Origin of the sequence: Chitinophaga sp. (assembly GCF_035564935.1) — a bacterium.
Taxonomy (GTDB): Bacteria; Bacteroidota; Bacteroidia; order Chitinophagales; family Chitinophagaceae; genus Chitinophaga.
Genome location: NZ_DATMTE010000076.1, coordinates 1 through 9501 on the forward strand (window position 1 = coordinate 1; position 9501 = coordinate 9501).

At 47.1% G+C, this 9501-nt stretch carries 8 protein-coding genes; 3 read left to right on the top strand and 5 right to left on the bottom strand.

Annotated features, from left to right (window positions below; all coding sequences use genetic code 11):
• The 5 genes from VN105_RS02055 to VN105_RS02075 all read right to left on the bottom strand — a co-directional run.
• Positions 1 to 3108, bottom strand: a 3108-nt coding sequence (locus tag VN105_RS02055; RefSeq protein WP_325637430.1) for a CusA/CzcA family heavy metal efflux RND transporter, incomplete at its 3' end; no start/stop codon positions are given.
• Positions 3109 to 3119: 11 nt separating this feature from the next.
• Positions 3120 to 4229 carry an efflux RND transporter periplasmic adaptor subunit gene (locus VN105_RS02060; protein ID WP_325637432.1) on the bottom strand — a complete coding sequence of 370 codons (1110 nt, stop codon included), beginning with the start codon at positions 4227 to 4229 and terminating at the stop codon, positions 3120 to 3122.
• Positions 4230 to 4243: 14 nt separating this feature from the next.
• Entirely contained in the window at positions 4244 to 5527 is a 1284-nt protein-coding gene (locus VN105_RS02065; protein WP_325637434.1) for a TolC family protein, read from the bottom strand.
• Between the two features lie 71 nt (positions 5528 to 5598).
• On the bottom strand, positions 5599 to 6969 hold the full coding sequence (locus VN105_RS02070; RefSeq protein WP_325637436.1) for a HAMP domain-containing sensor histidine kinase: 1371 nt from the start codon (positions 6967 to 6969) through the stop codon (positions 5599 to 5601).
• 3 nt (positions 6970 to 6972) lie between these two features.
• Positions 6973 to 7653 carry a response regulator transcription factor gene (locus tag VN105_RS02075; RefSeq protein WP_325637438.1) on the bottom strand — a complete coding sequence of 227 codons (681 nt, stop codon included), beginning with the start codon at positions 7651 to 7653 and terminating at the stop codon, positions 6973 to 6975.
• Positions 7654 to 7796: 143 nt separating this feature from the next.
• Between VN105_RS02075 and VN105_RS02080 the strand changes: the two genes are divergently transcribed.
• From VN105_RS02080 to VN105_RS02090, 3 genes are read left to right on the top strand one after another with little or no spacing between them, the layout of a single operon-like run.
• Positions 7797 to 8351, top strand: coding sequence for a GNAT family N-acetyltransferase (locus tag VN105_RS02080; RefSeq protein WP_325637439.1), 555 nt, complete (start codon positions 7797 to 7799; stop codon positions 8349 to 8351).
• A 12-nt stretch (positions 8352 to 8363) separates the two neighbouring features.
• A complete protein-coding gene (locus VN105_RS02085) occupies positions 8364 to 8858 on the top strand; it encodes a GNAT family N-acetyltransferase (RefSeq protein ID WP_325637440.1) in 495 nt (164 codons plus the stop codon).
• Between the two features lie 60 nt (positions 8859 to 8918).
• Positions 8919 to 9335: an EamA family transporter gene (locus VN105_RS02090; RefSeq protein WP_325637442.1), complete on the top strand. Its 417-nt coding sequence runs from the start codon at positions 8919 to 8921 to the stop codon at positions 9333 to 9335.
• Positions 9336 to 9501: the final 166 nt, after the last annotated feature.

Sequence of the window (9501 nt, forward strand, 5' to 3'; positions counted from 1 at the left end):
CTTCTTTAACCTGTTCTTATATACCCAGTAAAACACGATAGGGAATGTAAAAAGATTAAAAAAAGTATCCGTGATCAGGCCTCCGATAACGACACGGGCCAGCGGCCGCGCAGTTTCGGAACCAATCCCCATACTGGTAGCTGCCGGCAACAATCCGATCGCCGCCATCATTGCTGTCATGATCACCGGACGTATCCTGGATTCCACTCCTTCCAGGATGGCGGCAGGCAGGTTGAAATGCGCGCCGCTCTGCAGGGTACGTACATTCGTTTTGAACTTCGACAACAGGATCACCCCATTCTGCACACAGATCCCAAACAAGGCGATAAAACCAATTCCGGCAGATATACTGAAGTTCATCCCCGTAAGCCAAAGCGAGAAAATACCCCCGATAATCGCAAATGGTACATTGTTCAGCACCAGCAACGCATCTTTCACCTTGCCAAAAAGGATAAACAGGATCAGGAAAATCAATAATAAACTAATAGGTACTACCTGCATTAACCGTTTGGTAGCCCGCTGCTGGTTCTCAAAATCACCTGCCCACTCCAGGGAATACCCCTTCGGCAAAGTGATCTGTTCATTCACCTTCTGCTGCGCTTCCGCAATAGTACTTCCCAGGTCCCTGCCCCGCACGGAAAATTTAATCGCCCCATACCGCATATGCTTATCCCGGTAAATCATACTGGGCCCCACTATATGCTCCATCTCCGCGATCTCCTTCAGCGGGATCTTATTACCACGTATAGTCGGTATCGTTAGATTGCCGATAGACACCTCGCTTTCCCGGAAGCTCCCGGGATACCGTATACGAAGATCAAAGCTCTTCTCTCCTTCATATATCCTGGTAGCTGCCTTCCCGCCAATGGCCATCTCTATTACAGAATTGGCATCTTCCGTGGTAACCCCGTACAGCGCCATCTTCTGCTGGTTCAGGTTAATGCGCAGCTCCGGCTGACCAATATTCCGTAATATCCCCAGATCCTCAATACCATGTACCCCCTTCAGGATCTTCTCTATTGATTCTTCTTTGCCTTCTATCACCTTAAAATCATCTCCAAATAACTTTACTACAATAGCACCTTTTACACCTGAAACCGCTTCCTCTACATTATCCATGATCGGTTGGGAAAAGTTCAGAGTAATACCGGGAATACCATCCAGTTTCTCATTCATCAGCGCTATCAGCTGCGCTTTCGATATTCCGCTCTTCCACCCGCCCTGCGGGTAAATATCCACGTGAAATTCGATATTATAGAACCCCGTAGCATCAGTGCCATCATTCGGCCGGCCCGTTTGAGACATTACCTGCTTTACCTCCGGGAACGTGAGCAGCTTCCGCCTGATATCATTGGCCACCTTTACCGACTCCTCCAGCGATGTACTCAACGGCCCCGTAGCCCTGATATAAATAGCTCCTTCGTTCAGCTGCGGCAGGAACTCCGTTCCCAGGAACCTGAAGCAGTATAACCCGAACGCCAGTACGATAAGTGACACGGTAAAGGCTACACGACGATGCCTGAAACAATAATTGAAGATCCGCAGTGTTATACGGTTAATAAACGCCAGGAAAACATTAGGCTTCTCCTTTACATTTTTCCGGAGCAATATACTGGCCAGTGCCGGCACCAGGGTAAACGTAAGGACCAGGGCTCCCAGTAACGCAAACCCCAATGTCCATGCAAGCGGGGAAAACATCTTCCCTTCTACTTTCTCAAAAGTAAAAATGGGCAGCAATCCGGTAATAATGATCAGCTTTGCAAAAAAGATCCCCTTGCCGTTCTCCAGGCAGGCTTTGCGGATCATTCCCGCCTTACTCAGCTTATTAAACCGGTCCATTCCCACGTTATGCGCCTTCCTGTCAAGTACCACGAAAATCCCTTCCATCATTACTACCGCTCCATCTATAATGATCCCGAAGTCGATCGCCCCCATCGACAATAAATTAGCACTCATCCCTTTGATCCGCAAACAAATGAATGCAAACAACAGCGCCAGCGGAATCACTACAGATACGATCACCGTAGTACGCCAGTCGGCCATGAACAGGAATACGATCACCGTTACAAAAATGATTCCCTCCAGCATATTATGCAAAACAGTATGCGTGGAAAAATCGATCAGATCCTCCCGGTTATAAAATGGCTTTATCTTTACGTCATCGGGCAAAATACGTGTATTCAGCTCCGTTATCTTTTGTTTCAGCGTCTCAATCACTACGGCAGGGTTCTCTCCTTTCCGCATCACCACAATACCTTCCACTACATCATAGTCCTGGTCGCGCCCCACCTGCCCCAGCCTGGGCAGCGCCGATATGCTTACATCGGCTACATCCTTTACCAGTATGGGCGTACCATTGATATGATCTACAATAATATTCCTGATCTCATCTGTGTTGTTGAGAATACCGATCCCTCTTACCACGTACGCCTGTGCATTTTTTACAATCACATCGCCTCCTACATTGATATTGCTTTTAGACAATGCCTGGTACATTTCCTGCGCTGTAATATCATACTGCACCGCCTTATCGGGATCAATAGTTACCTGGTAACTCTTTACCTCTCCCCCAAAGCTTACAATATCGGCCACACCCGGTACCGATAACAGGTTCCGCTCAATTACCCAGTCCTGCAGGGTTTTCAGCTCCGCCACCGATAACTTGCTGCTCTGAAGGGTATAACGGTAAATTTCCCCGGTGGGGCCATACGGCGGCTCTATTTCGGGATCTACCCCATCCGGCAGTGAGGCCGATGTGATGTTGTTATTGATCTGTTGCCTGGCAAAAGTATCGTCTACCCCGTCGTCAAAGATCACTTTCACTACAGATAATCCAAACAAGGAAGAGGAACGGATATGCGTTTTCTTCTGGGCCCGGTTCATGGCGATTTCTATCGGCCTTGTTACAAATTTCTCTACCTCTTCTGCACTCCTGCCCTGCCATTGCGTGATAATAGTGACGGAAGTATTGGTAACATCAGGAAAGGCGTCAACACCAATTTGTTTAAAGCTGATATAGCCTGCAACAGCCAATACCCCGGTAGCAAAAAAAATGAAGTATTTATTGCTTAAAGAAAAAGCGAGTACACGCTTAATAAATCTGTTCATGATACTGGCCTTTACTGCTGATCCTTCAGCGTTTCATAAATGAATACCTGCCGGGAAGCTATCACCCGGTCGCCCTCATGCAAACCGGCGCTGATATAGGCCCGCCCCTCACTGGTTTTCTCTATCTTCACTTCTCTTACTGTTACCCCGTACTTCGCATTGGAACAAACCAGCACATAATATTTGTCGTGATCAAAAATGATCCCCCTCGATGGAATGCTTACCGTATTACTATCGGAATAACGGTTGGCTTTCACGCGCACAAACATTTCAGGCTTCAGCAGGAAACCCGGATTATTCACTACTACCCGGGCTTTCATTACTTTGTTTTCAGGATCCAGTACATTGTAGATTTTATTAATAGTACCATAGAAAATTCTATCGGGGTAAGACAAAGTGCTCATCTGTACTTTATCTCCTTCCCGGATGCCAGCAATGTCTGATTCGAAGATGTTGATCATCGCCCACACATTATTAAGATCCGCTATCACGAAAATGGGATCGGTGTTATCCGGCCGCCACTGCATACTTTCTGCCGCCCGTTTGCTGATCACAAATCCCGGCACCGGCGCTTTTACTGCGTAATCCGTACGATGCCCGCCCCCGTTGATTTCCAGGATGGCCTGTGATTTATTATAAGCGGCAACGGCCTTGTCATAAATACTTTTGGCTTCTTCATATTCCCGCAGGGAGTTTAATCCACTCTTGTAAAACGATTCCGCTACTTCCATATTCCTCCTGGCAGTTTCCATATCGTTCACGGATATACGCTGATCTGCCGTAAACCCCGCCATCTCGGGACTTTTAATAATAGCCAGCACCTGGCCCTTTTGTACAAAATCGCCGGAGTGGACCTTTATTGCCGTAACAATGCCGCTCACCATCGGGAAAATACGCGCGGTCTTATCTTCGTTCTCAGTGATCTTACCGGTAAGCAGTATTTCACTTTCAACAGGCCGGGCGGTAGCGGTATCAACTACCAGCGTGCGGAGCAAAGAGTCTGAAATCGTCCATGGATGCGGCGCTTCAGGCGCTGCTTTGCTGCCGCAGCTGGTGATGATACTACTAAGGGATATGATGATAACAATTGCAGGTATATAACTTTTTACTGAATATTGCATGTCAAGAAGATTTATCAGGGATGAAAAACAGGCGTACCGGTACTGAAATTGAGTGACTCCAAGGCATGCAGGCGATCGTATTTCAGCGCGTTCATTTTAAGAACATTGTTCCGGTAAGCATCGTACAGATCAATAAATTCCAGCAACCCGATATTATGAAGCCGGAAATTCTTCTCTACTTCGCTCATCATGGTGGTGTACTCCTTCTCAAACCCGGGATCAAACTCACTCACCAGCCGCTCTGTTTGCAGCGCCAGGCGGTAACTGTTCATCACCTCATGCGCCAGTTCATCTTCCTGTCCTTCCAGCTGCAGCTTGCTGCTTTCCACTGCTGCCCTGGCAGTTTTTATATTCCCCTGGTTCCGGTTAAAAAAAGGCAATGGCATGGATACGCTCAGTCCATTATAATTACGCTCAAAGTTGCCCTGCTTATCGTACGAAAAGCCGAGCTGCAGGTCGGGCACGGCCATCGATTTCTGCAGCCGCAGGTTCAGGTGGTTATAGTTCACGGTTTCCTGCGCTATCTTCAGATCGTAGCGGTTTTCCCTTGCGGTATCCAGCAGCGACTGGTAACTGTAAGCCAATGCCTGTGGCTTTTCCCCCGCGCCTTCCGGCAACACCGGCCGGATCACTATGCCTGGCGGTACTCTCATCAGCAAGGCCAGGTCCGACTGTGTTTGCAGTATATCCTGTTGCAAGGATAAATGGTCGTGTTGCAGGTCGTACAGCATAGATTTGATACGCACCACTTCTTTTGGCGCAATATTCCCCCTGGCCTGCTGTGCGGTAAATGCGGTTACTACTGTTTGCAAGAATGCAATCTGGCTGGCGAAGGTTTCGAGCGACTGCTGTTTATAATAGAGGTCATAAAAATTATCATGAAGAGAAAAACGCAGGGTGCGCAGCAGGTCGTAAAATTGGTATTCGCTCATCTTAACGCCGCTCTGCGCCAGCTTTACCGCTTTGTTCCGCTTACCTGCCAGTTTAAATAATTGTTGCGCCTGCAGGGTGTTCTGGCCTTCATAGGAGAAGTCGAACCACTTCCTGGTGGTATGATTATACAACCCGTTTTCAAAAGTTACCTGCGGGTTGTCGTACAGCCTGGCTGTGATCACCTCTGCTTTGGCGGAATCAATACTGTAACGCTGTGTAAGTAAAGGAACATTCTTTTGCAGGAATTGCTGCTCCGCCTGCGGCAATGTTAATGTTAGCGTGTCATTCACCTGTGCTGATACAGTATTACGGAACACGGTGGCAAACAGTACAAGCCAGGTAAGCCCTGCCAATCTATTGATCATACAACTTTTTTTCGTTGCACAAAGATGATACGGGGCTATTAGCAGCTTATTAGAATGAAGTTAAAACCGGGTTAGAATTTACCGGCAGGTGTAAAGAATATATTAAACGTAGTGCCCTGGCCTATTATACTACTCACGGTAATGGTAGCTTTGTGAAGGAGCAATATTTTTTGGGTCATGGATAACCCGATACCATACCCATCGAAGGTATGCGCGTTATCCGCCCGGTACAGGGGCATAAATATTTTTTCTGTGTCTTCCGCCGCAATGCCAATACCTTTATCACTTACAGACAGGGTCAGGCTATTGTCGCTGTAAGAAAGCAGGCAACTAACGTCACGGTTATACGAAAACTTAAATGCATTCCTGACAATGTTCTGCAACGCCAGCGTTACCAGGGAACGGTTGCCCCGGATACACAGCAGCGAAGCGTCTTCCGGCAGGCCGCTGAGTTGTATGCGCAATTGCAACGGTGGTGTTTTATGACGCCAGTATTCAGAGATCTCCCACAATAATTCGTCCAGCCGGATCAATTCGCTGTTGGCTTCCGTAAGGTTCGCATCTATTCTTGTAAGCTGTAACAATCCATCCGTGATGATCTTCAGCTTTTCGGATTCGCCCAGCAAAGTACCCAGCGTTTGTACATACTCTTCCCGGCTGCGGCTGTTCTGAAGCGTTACCTCTATCTCCCCGATAATGGTGGTTAACGGCGTACGCAGCTCATGGGAAGCATTGGACACAAATGAGCGCTGCATATCAAAAGCCTGTTCCAGGTGTTGCAGCAGACCATTGAAATTAGTGGCCAATTCATCTATTTCATCCTTATTCAATCCCTGTTGTACGCGCATATGCAGGTTATTGGAACGGATCTTCTGCACCTGCCGGTTAATGTTCTTGATAGGCTCCAGCGCCCTGCTGGCATACCATTGCCCCATCAGGAAAATGATCAGCAGCGCCACAAAAAACATAATGATCAATATCCATAAAAGATATTGCAGTTGCTGGATGCCCGCAGTATTGCGCGCGGTAACGATCACTACAAAATCGCCCTGGTTATCGGGGTAATAAATGCCCAGCCCTGATTCTTCCCGGAAGCTAAACCGGTACACTTCTTTATGACGGATAGTTTCCAGTAGCGATACCGGCCAGTTATGCTTCGTTTTTTCAATGAACACGCCCTGGTTATACTGGTCGTAAATATTACCGGATTCATCGGGTATGCGTTCCCGGTAGCTCTTCTCAATCTCCAGGAATTTCTTTTTAGTGAGCTCGTCTTTTTCCAGGTATACCTGTGCAGTTACCAGCGCACGCATCTGCAACAGCTTATAAAAGCTATTCTGGATATATTGGGCAGATAACAGGTATATCAGTACGAAAAAAACCGTAAGGATAATGCCCGAGATCAGCGTAAACTGCAGCGATAACCGGTGACGGATCTTCATAAGCTATTTCTGTTTCATCACATAACCCATCCCTACTACTGTGTGGATCAGCTTTTCGCCGGTAAAGCCCTTTTCGATTTTATTCCGGAGATAATTCACGTATACATCTATGGTGTTGGTACCTGTGTCGAACTCCAATCCCCATACGGCTTCGGAAATAAGCGCCCGGGAAAGCACCTTGCCGGTGTTGCGGAGCAGTAATTCCAGCAGTGCATATTCTTTTGCCGTGAGCACAATTTCCTGTCCTTCGCGGCTGGCGGTTTTTGTATGGGTATTCAGCTGAAGATCCGCAAACGTAAGCACCGCCTGCTCCTGGTGGAAATGGCTTTTCCGCCTGGACAATGCATTGATACGGGCTATCAGTTCAGAGAAATGAAAAGGCTTGGCCAGGTAATCATCGGCGCCTGCATTAAGTCCTTCTACAATATCCTGCGTGGCATTCAATGCAGTAAGCATTAATATGGGTACAGACATGTCCAGTGCACGCAGGTTCCGGCATATAGTAGTGCCATTGATACCCGGCAACATCAGGTCCAGCAAAATGAGATCATAGTCCTGTTCCATGGCAGCCTGCTGACCGGCAATGCCATTTGTATACACATCCACCTGGTGGTGATGCTCTTCCAATCCCCTTTTGATGAAAGCCCCCACTTTCACTTCATCTTCTATAACCAGTATTTTCATATCAAAAAATTATAAGCAATAACCCCTGCAAAAGTAGGATTGTTTACCCGCGCGGGCATTAAAGCGACATTAAAATCGATGTTTTCATGTACAATTTATCAATATCTGTTAGCTTTGCTCTCATCTAAACCGGCAACCAGATCATGCATTTACCCGTTTTAAGTACCGGCGACCTGGTGCTGCGACCTATAGAAGACAAAGATACCGCCGCGCTGTTCAGCCATTTCTCGGATGATGCGGTTACAAAATATATGGATATTGATTCCTTCACAAACATCAGTGAAGCCACCCAGATCATCCGGTTTTTCCACCAGAGCCTCGAGAAGGAAGAAGGTATGCGATGGGCCATTACACTCGCAGGGAAGGATGAACTGATAGGCACCTGCGGGTATCATAAGATCAGCAAAACACATTTCAAAGCGGAAATAGGCTACGACCTCCGGCCCTTTTTCTGGGGCAAAGGCATTATGAAAGAGGCGGTAAATGCCATGCTCTCCTATGGCTACGAAGAGTTGCAGTTTAACCGTATTGAAGCCTTTGTGGACCCTGAAAACCTGGCGTCTTCCAAGTTGTTAACCAGGTTGGGATTCCGTTACGAAGGTTTTCTGAGAGATGCTTTTTTTGAGAAAGGAAAATTTGTAAACGCGGAGCTTTACAGTCTTTTAAGAAGTGAACATACCCGTGAATCCATCTTTTAATTATTATATACTATGAGCTTACAATTCCGGCATGCCACGGAAGCCGACCTGCCACGGATCGTTGAAATTTATAACACTACCATTGCCGGCAGGATGGTAACTGCCGACACTTCCCCGGTAACTGTTGAAAGCAGGCTGGCCTGGTTTCATGCACACAACAGCACCAGCCGCCCCCTGTGGATGATTGACAGTAACGGCAACAATGTGGGGTGGATGAGCTTCCAGTCTTTTTACGGCCGCCCTGCCTACAACGGTACGGTAGAAGTAAGTATTTACCTCGACGAAAGTGCCCGCGGCAAAGGGTTTGGGAAGGAAATACTGCAATATGCCATTAGCATAGCACCGGAATTTGGTGTTCAAACCTTGCTGGGTTTCATTTTCGCGCATAACGAACCCAGTTTGAAACTGTTTATGAAGATGGGGTTTGCAGAATGGGCGCACCTGCCGGAAATTGCGGTGCTGGATGGCGTGGAAAGAAGTTTGAAAATTTTAGGAAGAAAGATCTGAACCTGCTACAATATTCCTACAGTTTTACGGGATAACTTCGGGCGGTAAACCTGGAAAATTATGTGGTGGTTTTATGCTTTACTATCCGCTTTCTTCGCGGCCTTAACTGCTATCCTCGCCAAGATTGGCGTAGCGGATATTCCTTCCAACCTGGCTACAGCTATCAGAACACTCGTAATACTGGTGCTGGCCTGGGCCATTGTATTTGCGGGAGGGGAATATAAAAGTATGGGCGCCGTTTCAAAACACGGGCTGCTATTCCTTATATTATCAGGTATCGCCACCGGTTGTTCCTGGCTTTTCTATTTTAAAGCGCTCCAGGCGGGGCAGGTTTCACAGGTAGCCCCGGTAGATAAACTCAGCGTGGCGCTCACCATTATATTATCAGCCATTTTCCTGCACGAAACCATCACTATAAAAACAGCCATCGGCGCGGGACTTATTATAGCCGGCACCTTGGTGCTTATCCTCAAATAACAGTCCCCGCGAATGTTGTCTGACTCAGGATTACACTGATTTTACTGATTAGCCTGAATTTATTTTTTTGATTTTAAAAGATTTTGGGAGATAAAAACGAGTATTCGTTTTATCTCCCAAAATCTTTTAAAATCTCCGGCTAATCAGTAAAATCAGTGTAATCCTG